At 69.0% G+C, this 16,359-nt stretch carries 16 protein-coding genes and 2 pseudogenes; 9 read left to right on the top strand and 9 right to left on the bottom strand.

Translation table 11 applies throughout. From position 1 onward, the window contains the following. The 4 genes and pseudogenes from B551_RS24020 to B551_RS24005 all read right to left on the bottom strand — a co-directional run. A pseudogene (locus B551_RS24020) lies at positions 1-177 on the bottom strand (acetyl-CoA carboxylase biotin carboxyl carrier protein); the annotation flags it as partial. 172 nt (positions 178-349) lie between these two features. Next, on the bottom strand, positions 350-829 hold the full coding sequence (gene aroQ, locus B551_RS24015) for a type II 3-dehydroquinate dehydratase (RefSeq protein WP_043442635.1): 480 nt from the start codon (positions 827-829) through the stop codon (positions 350-352). A 248-nt stretch (positions 830-1,077) separates the two neighbouring features. Further along, complete coding sequence (locus B551_RS24010; RefSeq protein ID WP_023265173.1) at positions 1,078-1,653, bottom strand: TlpA disulfide reductase family protein; 576 nt, start codon at positions 1,651-1,653, stop codon at positions 1,078-1,080. A gap of 65 nt (positions 1,654-1,718) precedes the next feature. Further along, the gene (locus tag B551_RS24005; RefSeq protein ID WP_023265172.1) at positions 1,719-2,429 is read right to left on the bottom strand and encodes a hypothetical protein; all 711 of its coding nucleotides are present in this window, start codon (positions 2,427-2,429) and stop codon (positions 1,719-1,721) included. A gap of 233 nt (positions 2,430-2,662) precedes the next feature. On the opposite strand from B551_RS24005, the gene mpl reads away from it, so the two are divergent. The 8 genes from mpl (at position 2,663) to mtgA (ending at position 11,316) form a co-directional block, all read left to right on the top strand. Continuing rightward, positions 2,663-4,054, top strand: coding sequence for a UDP-N-acetylmuramate:L-alanyl-gamma-D-glutamyl-meso-diaminopimelate ligase (gene mpl, locus B551_RS24000; RefSeq protein ID WP_023265171.1), 1,392 nt, complete (start codon positions 2,663-2,665; stop codon positions 4,052-4,054). Between the two features lie 14 nt (positions 4,055-4,068). Next, a complete protein-coding gene (locus B551_RS23995) occupies positions 4,069-4,710 on the top strand; it encodes a YqiA/YcfP family alpha/beta fold hydrolase (protein WP_006577328.1) in 642 nt (213 codons plus the stop codon). Continuing rightward, positions 4,703-5,329 (top strand): chorismate lyase, encoded by a 627-nt coding sequence (locus tag B551_RS23990; RefSeq protein WP_006577329.1) that lies wholly within the window; start codon positions 4,703-4,705, stop codon positions 5,327-5,329. The genes B551_RS23995 and B551_RS23990 overlap by 8 nt, the downstream gene beginning before the upstream one ends. 65 nt (positions 5,330-5,394) lie before the next feature. Further along, positions 5,395-6,144: a 3-oxoacyl-ACP reductase FabG gene (gene fabG, locus B551_RS23985; RefSeq protein ID WP_006577330.1), complete on the top strand. Its 750-nt coding sequence runs from the start codon at positions 5,395-5,397 to the stop codon at positions 6,142-6,144. Between the two features lie 230 nt (positions 6,145-6,374). After that, positions 6,375-8,537 (top strand): ribonuclease catalytic domain-containing protein, encoded by a 2,163-nt coding sequence (locus B551_RS23980; protein ID WP_006577331.1) that lies wholly within the window; start codon positions 6,375-6,377, stop codon positions 8,535-8,537. 60 nt (positions 8,538-8,597) lie between these two features. After that, complete coding sequence (locus B551_RS23975) at positions 8,598-9,467, top strand: energy transducer TonB (RefSeq protein WP_006577332.1); 870 nt, start codon at positions 8,598-8,600, stop codon at positions 9,465-9,467. Positions 9,468-9,548: 81 nt separating this feature from the next. After that, the gene (gene aroE, locus B551_RS23970; RefSeq protein WP_006577333.1) at positions 9,549-10,433 is read left to right on the top strand and encodes a shikimate dehydrogenase; all 885 of its coding nucleotides are present in this window, start codon (positions 9,549-9,551) and stop codon (positions 10,431-10,433) included. Positions 10,434-10,614: 181 nt separating this feature from the next. Next, positions 10,615-11,316 (top strand): monofunctional biosynthetic peptidoglycan transglycosylase, encoded by a 702-nt coding sequence (gene mtgA / locus B551_RS23965; RefSeq protein ID WP_043442623.1) that lies wholly within the window; start codon positions 10,615-10,617, stop codon positions 11,314-11,316. Between the two features lie 44 nt (positions 11,317-11,360). Here the strand turns inward: mtgA and corA are convergent, their stop codons facing one another. Beyond that, positions 11,361-12,323 (bottom strand): magnesium/cobalt transporter CorA, encoded by a 963-nt coding sequence (gene corA / locus B551_RS23960; protein ID WP_006577335.1) that lies wholly within the window; start codon positions 12,321-12,323, stop codon positions 11,361-11,363. Between the two features lie 502 nt (positions 12,324-12,825). Further along, a complete protein-coding gene (locus tag B551_RS23955) occupies positions 12,826-13,722 on the bottom strand; it encodes a DMT family transporter (RefSeq protein WP_006577336.1) in 897 nt (298 codons plus the stop codon). Positions 13,723-13,930: 208 nt separating this feature from the next. Between B551_RS23955 and pyrF the strand changes: the two genes are divergently transcribed. After that, on the top strand, positions 13,931-14,773 hold the full coding sequence (pyrF, locus tag B551_RS23950) for an orotidine-5'-phosphate decarboxylase (protein WP_006577337.1): 843 nt from the start codon (positions 13,931-13,933) through the stop codon (positions 14,771-14,773). Between the two features lie 24 nt (positions 14,774-14,797). On the opposite strand, the gene B551_RS23945 is transcribed toward pyrF, so the two are convergent. The 3 genes and pseudogenes from B551_RS23945 to B551_RS26805 form a co-directional block, all read right to left on the bottom strand. Next, positions 14,798-15,295: a CinA family protein gene (locus B551_RS23945; protein WP_006577338.1), complete on the bottom strand. Its 498-nt coding sequence runs from the start codon at positions 15,293-15,295 to the stop codon at positions 14,798-14,800. A 61-nt stretch (positions 15,296-15,356) separates the two neighbouring features. Next, positions 15,357-15,923 (bottom strand): phosphatidylglycerophosphatase A, encoded by a 567-nt coding sequence (locus tag B551_RS23940; protein ID WP_006577339.1) that lies wholly within the window; start codon positions 15,921-15,923, stop codon positions 15,357-15,359. A gap of 140 nt (positions 15,924-16,063) precedes the next feature. Next, positions 16,064-16,359: pseudogene (locus tag B551_RS26805) on the bottom strand (thiamine-phosphate kinase); the annotation flags it as partial.

Raw genomic sequence — 16,359 nt, 5'->3', positions numbered from 1 at the left:
GGCCGGTGCCGGCGCGGCGGCGATCGCCGGGGCGGCCTGCATCGGCATCGGCTGGGCCATCACCTGGGGCGGTGCCTTGACGATGCGCACCTTGCCTTCGCCCTCGGTGACCTCCAGCTCGGAGATGCCGGATTCGGCCACCAGGTCGATCAGCGTCTTCAGCTTGCGCAGGTCCATCTTCTATCCTCCTGAATCGGGTTGTCCGGCACCGCCGCGATGGCGGGGGCCCGGAGAAAATCGTTGCGGCCGGCAATCGCGCCGCCGCGCCGGGCACGCGGGGTAGCCGGCGAGGGCGCGCACACCGGCGCGCGCCATGGGTACTGTGTCTGTTTCTGATTCGACGCGGGGCTCAGGCCCCGGGCGGCGCCTGTTCCTGCCCGAGGGCGTAGTCCAGCGCCAGCAGATAGCCCTGCCAACCGAGCCCGCAGATCACGCCGACCGCCAGATCGGAAAAATAGGACCGGTGGCGGAAGCTCTCGCGGCGATGCACGTTCGACAGGTGCACTTCGACGAACGGTATCGACACGCCCGCCAGCGCGTCGCGCAACGCCACGCTGGTGTGCGTGTAGGCGGCGGGATTGATGATGATGAAATCCACACCCTGCTCGCGCGCGGCATGGATACGGTCGATCAACGCACCTTCGTGGTTCGACTGGAACGTCGCCAGTCCGATGCCCGCGGCGGCAGCGCGCTGCCCGAGCGCGGCATCGATGTCGGCCAGCGTGGTCGTGCCATACGTCTGCGGCTCCCGCGTGCCCAGCAAGTTCAGGTTCGGTCCATGGAGGACCAGTACCTGACGGTAGCGGGCGGCGCTAGGGCTTGGACGGATATCGGTCACGGCAGCTCGACCAGTTCTACGAAATTGCGCGGAGATTACCGTAGCTTAGAGGGATTTGTCTAGCACACGGTACAAGGCGGATCCGCGAATCCCGCCTTGGAGGGGCACGATGCACCGCATCTGAGTGCATCAGACCCGTTAATCGCCGCGCGCCGCACCATTTCGCCACAATTGCGGGCCGGTTCGCTGCAGAAGCCGGCAAAACCGCGCCGGCGGCACACGTCGGCAGGCCGGGCTCATTATGCCTTGGGCAGCACGGCGCGCAGCTCATCGGGCATCACGCGTCCCATCTTGCGCATCCGCACCACACCTTCCGGGTCGATCACCACCGTGTAGGGCAGGCCGCCGGCGGCGTTGCCGAAGCTGCGAGTCAGTTCGGTGCCGGCGAATCCCGCCACGGCCAACGGGTAGGCGACCGGCACCTTCTGGACGAACTCGCGGATATTGCTGGCCGAATCGATGCCGATGCCGACAAATTCGACGCCGCGGGACTGGTATTCCTTGTGCAGCGCGGTCAGGTCCGGCATTTCTTCGACGCAGGGGCCGCACCAGGGCGCCCAGAAGTTGACGACCACGGTCTTGCCCCGCAACGCGTCCATCCGGATCGGCTTGCCGTCCGCGTCCGGCAGCTCGATGCGGTACAGCGCCTCGACGGCCTGGTCGCTGGCCGGCTGCGGCGAGAAGACACGGCTACCGACGACCGCGCCGGCGATCGCGGCGGCGACGGCGATCGCCAGCCAGAACAGCAGACTGCCGCGCCGCGCCGGTTGCGGTGCGGAAGGCGGGGTGGTGGAGGTCGACGAATCGGCTTTCATGAAGGCCTCGAGCAGGGAAGAGGAATGTTGGCGCCGGTTTGCTGCGCTATCGGCGCCATTTCTATTTAGATGGTGTCGCCGTCGGCAGTCCTGTCGTCCGCGGCTGCCTCATCCGCCGCGATCAACGTGCGCAAGGCGTCCTCGTCGATCCGCAGCGGCCGGCCCCCGGCCTCGCCGCGCGCGCCGCGTTCGTCATTGGCGTCGTACAGCGCAATATGAATGCCGACCGGTGCGCCAAGTTCGGCGCGCACCTCGCCGGCCAGCAGGCGCGCCTCGCGCTGCGCCGGCCATTGGCCGCGCCACAGGAAGCTCAGCGTCTCGACCTCGCCCTTGTTGGCGAAGTGCCGCGTCTCGCTGGTCTCGAAGTCGACGCCGGCATTGAGCAGATGCAGCGCGACGTCCTTGGGGCTGTCGCAGAAGCATTGAAGGTGGATGTCGGAGTGCTCGGTGGCGGTGCCGTTGAGCACGGCGCCCGCCAGATAGGGGCGGAAACCGGCCAGATCCTGCATCGCCAGCAGCGCCACGCGGCGCAGCAGCGCGACGATGCGCGGCTGGCTGTCGGCATGGAACAGCGCCTGATAGGCGCGGACCTCGTCCTCGACCATCTCGTTGTCGGGCAGCCAGTCGCCGGCGATGCGCACGTCGCCGAGCAGCTGGCGGGCGGCCTTGCGCTTGGCGGTGGCGTAGTCGGCGCCATCCTCGGCGATCATCCGGGCGGCAGCTTGGGCGATCTCGTTGCGCAGGCGCGCCGGATCGATGGAGGTACGTCGTGACATCCCACGATGATACCCGCTGCCGCCGAGGCCCGGCTCGCACGGTACAATGCGGCACTGCGGCACGGTGCGGTCGCGCCGATGACCCTGTCCACTGCGCCATCGAGGCCGGACATCGCTGCCCGCCGACGCGCCACCGTCAAGCCATCGTCAAGCCGCCGTCGAGCCCGCAAGGGCCTTCGCCGCGGGCTCGCGCCATCAACCCTCGCTTTCCATCCGGCTGTTCACCGATCCCCATGCATATTCATATCCTCGGTATCTGCGGCACCTTCATGGGCGGCCTTGCCGTGCTGGCCAAGCAGGCCGGTCACCGCGTCACCGGCTGCGACGCCAATGTCTATCCGCCGATGAGCACGCAGCTCGAGGCCCAGGGGATCGAATTGATCGAGGGCTTCGATCCGGCCCAGCTGTCGCTGGAGCCGGATCTGTTCGTGATCGGCAACGTGGTCTCGCGCGGCAATCCGCTGATGGAAGCGATCCTGGACCGCAACCTGCCCTATGTGTCCGGCCCGCAATGGCTCGGCGAACACGTGCTGCGCGGCAAGTGGGTGCTGGCCGTGGCCGGCACGCATGGCAAGACCACGACGACCTCGATGCTGGCGTGGATCCTGCAGGACGCCGGCTACGAGCCCGGCTTCCTGGTCGGCGGCGTGCCGCAGAACTTCGGCGTGTCGGCGCGCGTCACGCCGTCGGACTTCTTCGTGATCGAGGCCGACGAGTACGACACGGCCTTCTTCGACAAGCGCAGCAAGTTCGTCCACTACCGGCCTCGCACCGCGATCCTGAACAATCTGGAGTTCGATCACGCCGACATCTTCCCCGATCTTGCCGCGATCGAGACCCAGTTCCATCATCTGGTGCGCACGGTGCCGCGCCAGGGGCGGCTGCTGGTCAATGGCCAGGAAGAGAGCCTGGCGCGTGTGCTCGAGCGCGGCTGCTGGAGCGAGGTCGAGCAGTTCGGTACCGGCGACTGGCGCGCCAGCGATGCCGCCGAGGCTGCCGCGGCGAACCCGGGGCTGGATGCCTTCGACGTCTGGCACGGCGAGACCGTGGTCGGCCGCGTGCAATGGACGCTGCAGGGCGTGCACAACCGCATGAACGCGCTGGCGGCGATCGCGGCCGCCCGCCATGTCGGCGTGCCGCCCGCGCAGGCGATCGATGCGCTGAGCCGCTTCGCCAACGTCAAGCGCCGCATGGAAGTGCGTGGCATGGCCGGCGGCGTCACCGTCTACGACGACTTTGCCCACCATCCGACCGCGATCCAGACCACGCTCGACGGCCTGCGCCGGCGCGTCGGCGCGTCGCGCATCCTCGCGGTGCTGGAGCCGCGCTCCAATACCATGAAGCTCGGCGTGATGAAGGCGCAGCTGCCCGCCAGCCTGGAGCTGGCCGACCTGGTGTTCGGCTATGGCGCGCCCAGCGGCAAGGACGCGCTGGGATGGGACCTGGCCGAGTCGCTGGCGCCGCTGGGCGAGCGCGCCGCGGCCTTCGACGACCTGGACGCGCTGGTCGCGGCGGTGCGCGCCGCCGCGCGGCCGGGCGACCATGTGCTGGTGATGAGCAACGGCGGCTTCGGCGGCGTCCATCAGAAGCTGCTGGACGCGCTGGCGGCGCCGGCCAGGGGCTGAGCGGAGCGGCGCCGATGCTGTTGTATCTGCACGGATTCCGTTCGTCACCGCGCTCGTTCAAGGCGCAACTGGTGCAGCAGCGCCTGCGCGAGCGCGGCCTTGGCCGCTACTACGCCTGCCCGATGCTGGACGTGTCGCCGGCTCGGGCAATCGAGCAGGCCGAGGCCGCGATCGCCGCGGCCCGCCAATCCAGCGATCGGCCGCTCGCCGTCGTCGGCTCCTCGCTCGGCGGCTACTACGCGCGTTGGCTCGGCGAGCGGCACGGCTGCCCCACGGTGCTGCTGAACCCCGCCGTGCATCCGTGGACCGATCTCGAGCGCCACCTCGGCGAGCAGCCGCTGTGGCATGGCGGCGGTTCGGTCAAGGTCGAACGCCGTCATCTGCAGGAACTGCTGGACCTGCGCGTCGACACGCTGCGCCATCCGGAACGTTTCTATTTGATCGCCGCGACCGGCGACGAGGTGCTGGATTACCGCGAGATGGTGGCATCCTGCCCGGGCGCGCGCATCCGCGTGATCGAAGGCAGCGACCACGGCATCAGCGAGTTCGCCGACTATGTCGACGAGGTGCTGGACTTCTGCGGCTACGGCAACACCGCGGACGGTGGCAAGGAGAACGGAAAAAGGCCAGGCGGCAAGGACGGCGCCGATGCCTGACGTTTGCGCGGCGCGCGTGCGCCGCTGTGCCTGGAGCGGGCATCTGCCGTTCGATGCGGCGCTGGGCGCCAACCTGCGCCGCTGGATCACCGGCGAAGGTTCGCTGACCGCGCGGCTGATCACCGCCTCGTCGCGCTTTCGGGTCAGCAAGCTGTCGCAGCGGATGGAGCGTCCGCTCGCCGACGAATGGCACACCTTGGGCCTGGGCGCGCCCCTGCCGGTGATCGCCCGCGATGTGCTGCTGGTCTGCGACAACACCCCGGCCGTGTTCGGCCACACCATCGTGCACCCGCGCCATGCGCGCCGCGACTGGCCGTTTCTTGGCGGACTGGGCGACCGGCCGCTGGGCGGCGCGCTGTTCGTCGATCCGCGCGTGCGCCGTGATCCTTTTGAATTCGCCCGGTTGCTGCCGCATCATCCGCTGGCGCAGCGGCTGCGCCGCGCGCTGCCCGAATTCGGCGACGAGCTGGCGGCGATGATGTTGCCGGCGCGGCGCTCGGTGTTCCGGCGTGGCGCCGGCGTGATGCTGGTGACCGAGGTGTTCCTGCCCGACCTCGCCACGCGGCCCGCGCCGCGCACCGCGACCGGCATGCCGGTGCCGATGCGTCCGCCGCGGTAGACGCGGCGGCGCGCCGCGACAAAAACGATAACGACAGCCAACCCCACTACCACGAGAACACTACGATGAAACTTCAGGGACGGATTGCCATCGTCACCGGCGCCGCCGCCGGCATCGGCTTTGCGACCGCGCGGCGCTTCGCCGCCGAGGGCGCCATCGTGATCCTGTGCGACGTCAACGCCGAGCGCGTGCGGGAGGCCGCCGCGCAACTGGCCGACGTTGGCCCGAACGGCGCCGCCGTCCGCGCGCACCAGGTCGACGTGACGCAGCGTGAGCAGGTCGACGCGATGGTCGCGGCGACGCTGGCCGAGCACGGGCGGATCGACATCCTGGTCAACAATGCCGGCATCACCAAGGACGCGCGGCTGGTCAAGATGACCGAGGCCCAGTTCGACGCGGTGATCGACGTCAACCTGAAGGGCGTGTTCCATTGCGCGCAGGCCGTCGCCGGTCCGATGATCGAGCAGGGCCGCGGCGTGATCCTGAACGCCTCCAGCGTGGTCGGCCTGTACGGCAATTTCGGCCAGACCAATTACGCGGCCAGCAAGTTCGGCGTGGTCGGCTTCACCAAGACCTGGGCGCGCGAGCTCGGGCCCAAGGGCGTGCGCGTCAATGCGGTCTGTCCGGGCTTCGTCGCCACCGAGATCCTGCAGACGGTACCCGACAAGGTGCTCGACGGCATGAAGCAGGCCTGCTGGCTGGGCCGGCTGGCCGAGCCCGACGAGATCGCCGGCATCTACGCCTTCCTTGCCAGCGACGACGCCAGCTATATCAACGGCACCGCGATCGAGGCCAGCGGCGGCATGTCGATCTGAGGGCGCGATTCTGCGTCGCTCGCCCGGCGCCGCCGACACGTTTTATTGCGTGCCCGGGCAGGCGGCCGCGCGAGCCCGGTACGGTATCATTGACGACCGGCCGCCGCCGCGTGCGCGGCCGACGACCCCCCCGCCCGGCACGTGCCGGGCGGTGACGCTTATCCATTTCCGAGGCGGGCAGCGCGCCTCGCCGACGCCCGGTTTCCGGCATATCTGAAAGACCCGATCCCATGCAGTTGTTGTTCGAGGAAGGCGGCGAGATCCGCGCCGGTACCGTGCTGAACCAGCAAGGCGAGGCCTATCAGGTCGAATTGCCCGCGGGCAAGCGCACCAAGGTCAAGTCGCGCGACGTGCTGCTGCAGTTTGCGCAGCCGAGCGCGGCCGAGCTGCTGTCGCAGACAGCGGCGCTGACCGGCGACATCGACCTCGATTTCCTGTGGGAATGCGCCCCCGAGCAGGAGTTCGGCTTCACCGAGCTGGCCGCCGAGTACTACGGCGCGACGGCCAGCCCCGCGCAACAGGCGGCGCTGGCGATGGCGCTGCACGGCAATCCGGTCTACTTCCGCCGAAAGGGCCGGGGCCGCTACCAGCGCGCGCCCGAGGACCAGCTGAAGGCGGCGCTGGCCGGGCTCGAGCGCAAGCGCCAACAGGCGCTGGTGCAGGCCGAATACGAACAGCAGCTGAAGGCGGGCACGCTGCCCGAGGCGTTCCGCGGCAAGGTGCTGACGCTGCTGTTCAAGCCCGACAAGAACAGCCTCGAATACAAGGCGCTCGATGCCGCCTGCACCGCGCTTGGCAAGTCGCCGATGCGGCTGATGATCGAGGTCGGCGGCGTGCCGAACGCGCGCGCGCTGCACGAGGCCCGCTTCCTGTCGGAATGCTTCCCCAAGGGCACCGGCTTCCCGGAGGTCACGGTGCCCGAGCCTGCCGGCGACCTGCCGCTGGCGCCGGTCCAGGCGTTCTCGATCGACGACGTCACCACCACCGAGATCGACGACGCGCTGTCGGTGATGCCGCTGGACGAGGGGCGCCTGCGCATCGGCATCCATATCGCGGCGCCTGGGCTGGGCATCCGCCGCGGCGATCCGCTCGATGCGATCGCGCGGCAGCGGCTGTCGACGGTCTACTTCCCCGGCGACAAGATCACGATGCTGCCCGATGCGGTGGTCGAGCGCTACACGTTGCAGGAAGGGCGGCAGTGCCCGGCGCTGTCGCTGTACGTGATCTACGACCCGGCGGCGCAGCAGATCCTTGCCAGCGAGACGCGCGCCGAGATGGTCCAGATCGCCGCCAATCTGCGCCACAACCTGCTCGACGAGGTGGTGACCGAGGCCGCGCTGACCGAAGGCAGCGGCGACTATCCGTTCCGCGACGCGCTGACCGCGCTGTGGGGCTTTGCCAATTTCCTCTACGACGAGCGCCAGCGCGCGCGCGTCGCCAGCGGCCTGCGGCCCGAATCGCACAGCCGCGCCGACTACAGCTTCTATCTGGACGAGCAGGACGACGGCAGCCAGCGCGTGCGCATCGAGCAGCGCAAGCGCGGCTCGCCGCTGGACAAGATCGTCGCCGAGCTGATGATCCTGGCCAACAGCACCTGGGGCAAGCTGCTGGCCGACCACGGCGTGCCGGGCATCTACCGCACGCAGAAGGCCTGGGGCATGCACCGGACCCGCATGCAGACCTATCCGGCACCGCATGAAGGCCTGGGCGTCGCGCAGTATGCGTGGAGCACGTCGCCGCTGCGCCGCTATGTCGATCTGGTCAATCAATGGCAGATCATCGCGGCGGCCCAGCACGGGATCACCGCCAAGCTGGTGGCGCCGTTCAAGCCCAAGGACGCTGACCTGCTGGCCGCGGTCGCCGATTTCGAAGGCACCTATGCCGCCTATGCCGAGCACCAGTCGACGATGGAGCGTTACTGGTGCCTGCGCTGGCTCGCGCAGGAGAAGCGTGAGCGCATGATGGCGACCGTGCTGAAGGACGGCGCGGTGCGCTTTGCCGAGATCCCGCTGGTCACGCGCGTGCCCGAACTCGCGCAGGCCGCGCGCGGCACGCAGGTGCTGCTCGAGATCGCCGGCACCGACGAGCTGACGCTGGAAGTCAGCTGCCGGGTGCTGGAAGTGTTTGCCGGCGAGGGCGAGCTGCCCGCCGAAGAACTCGAAGGCGACGAGGAATCGGCCGAGGTCTCCGCCGAAGCCGCCGCCGAGGTCGCGGCCGAGCAGATCGCGCAGGAGGCCGCCGAGCAGGGCGCCGAGACGGTGCCGGAGACGGTGGACGGTGCCGGTGCCGAACCGCCGGCCGAAGCCATCCACGACGACAGCGCCGACGACAGCGCCGATGGACGCGACGGCGCTGCCAAGAGCGCCGGCAACAGCGGCCCCGCTGCCTCCTGATCCCGGCCCGCCGTGAACCTCCGTCACGCTTTCCGCCAGTGGTGGCAAGGCAGCAGCACGATGGCCAGGGCCGTCGCGATCTCGCTGGCCGTCCATGCGCTGCTGCTGGCGGTGCGATTCGGCGCGCCGGAGGCCTTCGAGATCAAGCGCAGCGATACCGCGCTCGACGTGGTGCTGGTCAATGCCAAGTCGGGCCAGCAGCCGCTCAAGCCGGCCGCGCTGGCCCAGGCCGATCTCGACGGCGGCGGCGACCATCAGCAACAGCGCGCCACGACCCCGCTGCCGTCGCAGCCGGTGCCGCGTGAGGGCGATCTGGTGCGCCAGGTGCAGCGCCGCGTCGATCTGCTCGAAGCGCGCCAGCAGCGGCTGATGACGCAGCTGCGCGAGAGCGCGCCGCCGGTCCACAGCCAGCCGCTGCGTCCGGGCGAGCGCCGTCTCGATACGCCGGCGCGCGGGCAGGACGAGCACGATTCGCTCGACGAGATGGCGCGGCTGGAGGCCGAAATCGGCCGCAATCTGGAACACTACGCGCGCCGGCCCAAGCGTCACCAGATCACCGCGACCAGCGCGCAGCAGGTCGTCTACGCCCGCTACTACGACCGCCTGCGCAAGACGATCGAGGCGCGCGGCACCGCCGACTTTCCGCGCCGTGGCGGCCAGCCGCTGTATGGCGAGCTGATCGTGGCGATCAACGTCGACCGCCATGGCCGGCTCGGCTACGAGCGCGGCGGCTATCGCGTCGACGGCGTCGAGCTGGTCAAGAGCTCGGGCAACGCGGCGCTGGACCGCCAGGCCATCGCGATCGTGCGCGCAGCGGCGCCGTTCGGCGAGTTCTCGCCGGAGATGCGGGCCCGCTACGATATTCTCGAAGTGATTTCGACGTTCAAGTTCTCGCGCAGCGGGCTGGAAACCCGGCTGCAATCCCGCTAAATGGCCGCTAAATGACTCGGATCGCGGACCGCAAGCCCGATCGCGCCTTGTCAGCAGATTGAAATGACTACGCCTACCCAGATGCCCAACGCAGACCTCGCCGTGGACCGCTATGCCGTGGTCGGCAACCCGATCGCGCACAGCCGCTCGCCACAGATCCACGCCGCCTTCGCGCGCCAGACCGCGCAGGCGCTCAGCTATGAACGGCTGCTGGCGCCGCTGGACGGGTTTGCCGGCACCGTGCGCCAGTTCTTCGCCGAGGGCGGCCATGGCCTGAACGTGACGACGCCGTTCAAGGTGCAGGCCTTCGAACTGGCCGACCGGCTGACGCCCGGCGCCGAGGCCGCCGGCGCGGTCAACACGCTGTGGATGGAGGACGGCCTGCTGCACGGGGACAACACCGACGGCGTCGGCCTGGTGCGCGATATCGTCGATCGCCTCGGCGTCGAGCTCGAAGGCCGCCGCATCCTGCTGCTGGGCGCCGGCGGCGCGGCGATGGGCGCGATGCTGCCGCTGATCGATTGCCGGCCCGACCGCATCGTGGTGGCCAACCGCACGGCCGACCGCGCCAGCGAGATGCTGGAGAACTTTGCCGAGGCGGCCGGCGAGGCCGGCGTCGAACTGTGGGGCGGTGGCTTCGATGCGCTGGCCGGGCTGTCGGAGGAGGACGGCTGCGAGGTGGTGATCAACGCGACCGCCGGCAGCCTGCAGGGCGAGGTGCCGCCGGTACCCGAGGCGCTGCTCGGCGACGGCGTGCTCGCCTACGACATGATGTACGGCGCCGAGCCGACCGTGTTCCTGCGCTATGCGGCCGCGCAGGGCGCGCGTACCGCCGACGGTCTCGGCATGCTGGTCGAGCAGGCGGCGCAGGCCTTCTATCTCTGGCGCGGCGTGCATCCGGACACCGCGCCGGTGCTCGACGAACTGCGGGCGCTGCTGCAGCAGGAAGCGCAGGCCGGACGCTGATTGCCGCGCCTTTCGCCTGCCGTCATTTCGTCTTTTGCTTGTTCGGCTTTTTCGCCCGATTTCGCCCGATTCCGCCCACTTTCGCCGACCGACCGACGCGAGTTCCGCCTTGGCCCAACGCAAACGCGCCATCCGTTCCCGTGCCGCCGCCGCGTCCGCGCGCGCGGGCGCTTCCTCCCCGCTGCGCTGGCTCGCCTGGCTGGCGGGCAGCGTGCTGGCCGGCGTGGTCGCGATGCAGGTCTACTTCTTCCTGCAGATCGCGGCGTGGCAGGTCGTCGATCCCGGTCCCACCTCGTTCATGCGCGCCGAGCGTTGGCGCCTGTGCGGCTGGAACGTCTGGAGCTGCGGCATCGAGCGGCAGTGGGTGCCGTATGCCGACATCTCGCGCAATCTGAAGCGGGCCGTGATCGCCAGCGAGGACGCCGACTTCGTCAATCACCCGGGCTACGACTTCGACGCGATGCTCGAGGCCTGGGAGCGCAACAAGAAGCGCGGCCATATCGTGCGAGGCGGGTCGACCATCACGCAGCAGCTGGCCAAGAACCTGTTCCTGTCGCCGGAGCAGCATTACCTGCGCAAGGCGCAGGAGCTCTTGATCACCTGGATGCTGGAGTTCTGGCTCGACAAGCAGCGCATCTACGAGATCTATCTGAACTCGGTCGAGTGGGGCGAGGGCGTGTTCGGCGCCGAGGCGGCCGCGCGCCACTACTTCAAGACCAGCGCCGCTCGCCTGAGCGTGGGCCAGGCGGCGCGGCTGGCGGCGGCGCTGCCGGCGCCAAAATGCTTCGACAAGAAGCAGTACTGCGCGCATGTGCGCGTCAACTTCCGCGCCAAGGCCGGCATCATCGCGCGCCGGATGGGGTCGGCCACGCTGCCGGACTGATGCGGTCCGGCCCGTGGCGCCCCGCTCGCGTCAGCTGAGCCGCGTCAGCTGAGCCAGCCCTTGCGGCGGAAGTAGATCAGCGGAATCGCCGCCGATACCGCCATCAGCGCGATCGCCCACGGATAGCCGGCGGCCCAGTCGAGCTCGGGCATCACCTTGAAGTTCATGCCGTAGACGCTGGCGATCAGGGTCGGCGGCATCAGCGCCACCGACACCACCGAGAACAGCTTGATGATCTTGTTCTGGTTGATGTTGATGAAACCGACCGTCGCGTCCATCAGGAAGTTGATCTTGTCGAACAGGAACGCGGTGTGGTTCTCGATCGAGTCGATGTCGCGCAGGATCTGGCGCGCCTCGTCCTGCTGCTCGGCGGACAGCAGCTGGCTGCGCATCAGGAAGGACAGCGCGCGCCGGGTGTCCATCACGTTGCGGCGGATGCGGCCGTTGCGGTCTTCCTCGCGGGCGATGGTCTCGAGCACGTCGGCCGCGGCGGCATCGGTCACGTTCTCGGCCAGCACGCGCTTGCTGGCGTCCTCCAGCCGTTCGTAGATCTCCTCGATCGAGTCCGCCGAGTATTCGGCGTCGGTCGCGTACAGATCCATCAGCACGTCCTTGGCGTTGCGCACCGAGCCCGGGCGCATGCGCGCGCGCAGCCGCACCAGCCGGAACACCGGCAGGTCCTCGTCGTGGATGGAGAACAGCACGTCGCGCGTCAGCACGAAGGCCACGCGCACGTTGCGCGAGACCTCGTCCTCGTCCAGCAGGAAGTCGGTGCGGATATGGATGTTTTCATCCTCGCCCTCGAAATAACGCGCCGAGGCTTCGAGGTCGCCGAGGTCCTCGAGCTCGGGCAGGGCCACGCCGTAGGCTTCCTTGATCCAGTCCAGTTCCTCGTCGTCGGGGCTGACGACATCGATCCAGATGGGCTTGTGCTGCAGCAACTCGTTGCGGTCGTCGACCTGCTCCTGGGCGAGCCGGCCTTTCTGCAGGACGAACAGATTGATCATCCCCGGTATTCCTTATGCCGTGCGATGAAGAAAAGCGGCAGGCAGGCTTGCGGCACGGCCGGGCCGCACCCTTCGCGGCGGCGAATGGCGGGCTCGAAGGCAAGCGTGATCGCGCTGCGCGGACGGGCCGCGCAAGGCGATGGCGTTTGCCGTTGATGGCTGGCAAGCCGGGTGAGGGAAGTCCGCAACAACGCGGCGGGCCTGTTGAAACGATGGCCGCCGGTGGCAGTACGGAAAAAACACTCGCCCGCAGTGTGCTGCGGGCGGGTTCGGCGAGCGTCCGACCAGCATGGTCCGGACGGGTTCGTCGTTACGCAGCCCGCAGTGACATGGCATTCGTAGAGGTCGCGGCTTTGCCGCGGCAACTCGAACACCCGATGCTACTGCCCACGTAATTTCTCCGGGATTATGGATGGCCGCGAGTGTAGCCCAACGCGACCGCGTTTGTTAAGTGAAATCTGGATGAAGCGTCACCGCGTCCCGGGATCAGGCGGGCCTTGCCTCAGGCGCGCCGGCGCAGCCGCGGCAGCAGCAACGGCACCAGCAGCACCGAGGCCAGCGCGGCGAACATCAGCACGATGGCGGCGTAGTCCTGCCAGTGCGGCTGCTCCCCCAGCAGCCACATGCCCGAGAACACGCCGACCACCGGGATGAACATGATCGACAGGCTCGACACCACCGGCGGCAGCGAACGGGCCAGCGCGAACCAGACCAGATGGCAGAAGGCGAACACGACCACCGCGTTGTACAGGATCGCCGCCCATTCGATCGCGTCCGGCATGCGCCAGCCGTCCTCGAACAGCATCGTGCCGACCAGCAGGAAGGGCAGCGCGACGGCCAGCATCCAGAAGGTCAGCGTGCCGAGCGGGATATCGACGGGGGTGCGCTTCATCAGCTGGGTACCGTAGCCCCAGCCGGCGGCGGCCGCCAGCATCATCACGGTGCCGGTCGGGCTGCCGGTCAGCGCGCCGAACTCGCTCGACATCAGCAGCAGCGTGCCGGCCAGCGCGCAGCCGATGCCGACCCAGGCCCAGCCGGAAATCCGCTCGCGAAACAGCAGCAGCCCCCAGACCACCGCCCAGATCGGCATCGTGTAGCCCAGGATCGCGGCGCGGCCGGACGACAGCATCTTGACCGCGCCGATCGCCAGCAGGTGCCAGATCACCATATTGGGCAGCGCCAGCTTGAAGACCGTGCCCCAGGCCTCGCGCGGCACCGTCAGCGGGATGCCCTTGGCACGCAGCGCCAGCCCCAGCGCGACCAGGCCGCCGGCCATGCACAGCAGGCGGAAACCGAGCGGCGGGAAATGGGCCACGCCGATCTTCATCACGGGCCAGTTGACGCCCCAGGCGAGCGTCAGGGCGACGAGCAGGGCAATGTTGCGGCGATCGAGAGTCATGGAGGGCAGGCGGCTACGGGTGCGCTACCGCTCTTTCTATTGGTTTCGTCTGTCGGAAAAGCGCAAGGAAGATAGCATGCAACGGGTAAAATTGCCGGCAACGACCCGCCCGTCGACGGCCACCGCGATTGCCTGCGCGTGCCGGCACGATGGCCAACGGTCCGCCGCGGCCCATCCCGGGCCCCGACGCCACGCATTCGAGCGATCCATGACCCGTCCTTCCGTTCCTCCCGTCCCGTTCACCGAGCAGCTGACCCAGGCCTGGCGGCGCAACGATTCGCTGCTGTGCGTCGGGCTCGATCCGGACCCGGGCAAGCTGCCGCTGTCGCTGACCGGCGCCGGCGGCGCGATCTTTTCCTTCTGCCGCGAGATCGTCGACGCCACCGCCGACCTGGTCTGCGCCTTCAAGCCGCAGATCGCCTACTTTGCCTCGCAGCGCGCCGAGGACCAGCTCGAGCAGCTGATCCACTATATCCACGACGCGCACCCCGGCATCCCGGTGATCCTCGACGCCAAGCGCGGCGACATCGGCTCGACCGCGCAGCACTACGCGATCGAGGCGTTCGAGCGCTACCAGGCCGATGCGGTCACGGTCAGTCCGTACATGGGATTCGATTCGGTCGAGCCGTATCTGGCCTATCCGGAGCGCGGCGTCATCGTGCTGTGCCGGACGTCGAATCCTGGCGGCTCCGACGTGCAGTTCCTGCAGGTCGAGGGCAAGCCGATCTACCAGCTGATCGCCGAGCAGGCCGCGGCGCGGTGGAATACCACCGGGCAGATGGGGCTGGTGGTCGGCGCGACGTTCCCCAACGAGATCGCCAAGGTGCGCGAGCTGGTCGGCGACATGCCGCTGCTGATTCCGGGCATCGGCGCCCAGGGTGGCGACATCGAGGCCACCGTCAAGGCCGGCCGCAGCGCCGACGGCACCGGCATGATGATCAATTCGTCGCGGGCGATCCTGTACGCCAGCCGCGAGAAGGACTTCGCCGCCGCGGCCCGCCGCGCCGCGCTGCAGACGCGCGATACGATCAACCGCTTCCGCCAGGGCTGAACGGACGGCCTGGCGCCAAGGCGCTCAGGCCTCGTTGCGGACCAGATCGAGCAGGCCGCGCATCGCATGCTCGGCGGCCTGGCGGCGGATCTGCTGGCGGTCGCCCTTGAAGCGCTGGGTCTCGACCCGGGTCACGATGCGGTTGCTCCAGCCGAAGCAGACCATGCCGACCGGCTTCTCCGGGGTGCCGCCGGTCGGACCGGCGACGCCGGTGATCGACAGCGCCACCTGGGCGCGGCTGTTGAGCAGCGCGCCCTCGGCCATCGCGTGGGCGACTTCCTCGCTGACCGCGCCGTAATCGCGGATCAGCTTGGCCGGCACGCCGAGCATGGTGCTCTTGGCCTCGTTCGAGTAGGTCACGAAGCCGCGTTCGAACCAGCCGGACGAACCCGCGACGTCGGTGATCGCGGCCGCCACCAGGCCGCCGGTACAGGACTCGGCGGTGGCGACCATCAGCGATTTTTCCTTGAGGGCAATGCCGGCCTGGACGGCAAGCTGGTCGAGCAAGCGGCTGATGGACATGATGACGGCTCTCGTGCTGGCGGGGAATCGATGCGGTGCGGATGCGGCGGCGCGGATGCGCTCAGAACGAGCGCCACAGCGCGAACACCAGCAGCGTGTAGAACGCCGCGACCAGATCGTCGAACATCACGCCGAAGCCGCCGCGCAGTCCCGGGCCCTTCAGCGTGCGGTCGTAATAGGCGATCGGCGCGGGTTTGGCCATGTCGAACAGCCGGAACCACAGGAAGGCGGCGAACTGGCCCCAGAAACCGGTCGGCATCACGAAGGCCAGCACCAGCCAGAACGCCACGATCTCGTCCCACACCATGCTGCCGTGATCGTGCACGCCCATCGCGCGCGCGGTCCGTGCGCAGGCCCACAGGCCCAGCAGGAAGCCGCCGCCGATGATCCACAACCAGGCGGACGGCTGCACCCACAGCGAAATGACGACGAAGGACAGCCACCCGTACAGGGTGCCGACCGTGCCGGGCATCACCGGCGACAGGCCGGAACCGAAGCCCAGCGCGATGAAATGCGCGGGATGGGACAGCATGAAGCGCGCCGTCGGGCGCAGGATCTTGGCGGTCTGACCGGCCTCCAGCGTCATCGCGGGATCGGTCGACGCCGAACCGGGAGGGTAGGCGGACATCAAGGTATCTGGCTCGTTTGTTATCGCGGTCGGAGGCGGGCCGGGGCTCGTCGGCCTATCCGCGCGGCAAGCGCGGCAGGCTGCCGCCGGGCGCGGCGCTCCGCCGCATGGCGGCATCATGACATGCCGCCGTCCCGCTGTCAGGGGTTGGCGAAATGATCGAAGCTTCTGGCCTGGAAGGAGACGGGTTCGCCACCGGCATCGACCAGGCGCAGCCCCGGCTCGGCCGTGATCGTGCCGACCCGGGTCAGCGGCAGCGCCAGCCGCTCGGCCAGGGCCGCCAGCGCCTCGCGCGCGCCGGCCGGGGCGGTGAAGCACAGCTCGTAGTCGTCGCCGCCGGCCAGCACGCATTCGAGCTGGCAGTCGCGCGGCTGGCCGGCCAATACCTCCGAGCGCGGCAGCGCGTCGACGTCGAGCAGTGCGCCGGCCTGCGACC

The sequence above is a fragment of the Cupriavidus sp. HPC(L) genome, from assembly GCF_000307735.3.
In the GTDB taxonomy this organism is placed as follows: domain Bacteria; phylum Pseudomonadota; class Gammaproteobacteria; order Burkholderiales; family Burkholderiaceae; genus Cupriavidus.
The sequence above is the reverse complement of the archived record's forward strand: the minus strand, read 5'-3'. Positions and strand labels throughout refer to the sequence as shown.